Raw genomic sequence first — 233 nt, 5'->3', positions numbered from 1 at the left:
CGTTCGCGGCGTTGGGCGGCCAGGACGTCGGGGTGACGGGCGTGGGCGTTGCGCCAGCGCAGGTAGGCGTGCAGAGCCTTGGTCTGCACGGTGTGGTTGAGATGGTTGGAGTTGGCCAGGGTGAACTGGCGCAACGGTCCGAAGTGCGCCTCGATCGGGTTGGCCCAGGAGGCGTAGGTCGGCGTGAACAGCAGCCTGACCTTGTTCTTCTCAGCCCAGGCACGGATGCGCCA

At 67.0% G+C, this 233-nt stretch carries 1 pseudogene; it reads right to left on the bottom strand.

The features are described 5' to 3' along the window. Nucleotides 1–233, bottom strand: a pseudogene (locus IO39_RS56485) (IS630 family transposase); the annotation flags it as partial.

Source organism: Nonomuraea candida, assembly GCF_000725485.1.
Taxonomy (GTDB): Bacteria; Actinomycetota; Actinomycetes; order Streptosporangiales; family Streptosporangiaceae; genus Nonomuraea; species Nonomuraea candida.
The sequence above is the reverse complement of the archived record's forward strand: the minus strand, read 5'-3'. Positions and strand labels throughout refer to the sequence as shown.